The sequence below is a fragment of the Bizionia saleffrena genome (assembly GCF_008086175.1).
Lineage (GTDB): Bacteria > Bacteroidota > Bacteroidia > Flavobacteriales > Flavobacteriaceae > Bizionia > Bizionia saleffrena.
In genome coordinates this window covers 1-1,199 of the sequence record NZ_VSKM01000048.1, presented here as the reverse complement: position 1 = coordinate 1,199, position 1,199 = coordinate 1, and the positions used below count along the sequence as shown (strand labels likewise).

The 1,199-nt window shown below is 37.5% G+C and carries 2 protein-coding genes; both read left to right on the top strand.

Going from position 1 to position 1,199, the window contains the following annotated elements; genetic code table 11:
• Positions 1–308, top strand: a 308-nt coding sequence (locus ES676_RS14555) for an ISAon1 family transposase N-terminal region protein (protein WP_148371048.1), incomplete at its 5' end; no start/stop codon positions are given.
• Between the two features lie 43 nt (positions 309–351).
• Positions 352–1,199 (top strand): ISAon1 family transposase (locus ES676_RS14550; RefSeq protein ID WP_148371049.1); only part of this gene is annotated, 848 nt, incomplete at its 3' end.

The following is a 1,199-nucleotide window of genomic DNA, read 5'->3' as shown; positions in this document are numbered from 1 at the left end:
AAGGCGTTATGGATTATTTTGAAATTGTAGACCATAAATCATCAGAAGGTAAGGTTCATTTTTACCTAGAAGAAAAGAACGTGCTGCCCAAGGAGTACCAATCAGAATTAGCGCAATCCAAAGGCTTCTTGCCTGAGATAACCGTTGAAGATTTCCCTTTAAGAGGCAAATCGGTACTGCTCCATATAAAGCGTAGACGATGGACTCTTATGGGTACAGGGAAAATCATAAAAAGAGATTGGGATTTAATAGCTAAAGGCACTCGGATAACCAGCGAGTTTGCCTCTTTTTTAAAAGGTATCGCTTGATACTAATGCCGTAAGCGCAAAACGGTTTGGCGACTATTATAAGATTAATGGAAAAACCTTACAGCATCACTACAAAAACCATATTAGCGACTTCAAAGATTGGCCCCAAAAGGAACATGCACAGGACTGGTTGCTCTTTGGAAAAAATTTAGGCTACTATTTAAGTTTGGATGAAACCTCTTTGTCCAACGGTGAACTCTACACGATTCTAACCAATAAAGATGCTAACGGAAAGAAAGGTAGCATAGTGGCCATTATAAAGGGAACCAAAGCGAATGACGTCATCAATGTACTTAATAAAATCCCTGTGGGAAGACGAAATATAGTCAAAGAAGTTACTGTCGATATGGCTGGAAATATGAATTTGATCGCTAAAAAATGTTTTCCCAGGACAGAAATCGTGACCGATAGATTTCATGTTCAAAAACTAGCCTCAGAAGCAGTCCAAGAAGAACGTATCCGATTAAGATGGGAAGTTATAGAAATAGAAAATAAAGCTATTGAAGAAGCTAGAAAAACAGAAAAAACGCATAGACCAGAACTTCTCGCTAACGGAGATACCCATAGACAGTTGCTGGCCAGGAGTCGATATCTGCTATTTAAACCAAAGACCAAATGGACTGCAGGACAAATAGAAAGAGCAGAAATATTGTTTAAGCTTCATCCAACTATTGAAAAAGCCTATAAGTTAGCGCAAGCACTAAGTTATATATATGAAAACAATACGAATAAAGATGTAGCAAGACTACAATTGGCTCAGTGGTATAACGAAGTAGAAAACTCAAATTTTAAGTCCTTCAATACCATTGCAAGGTCTATACAAATCCATTACAAACCAATTTTGAATTATTTTAACAACAGGAGCACCAATGCTTCCGCGGAATCTTTTAA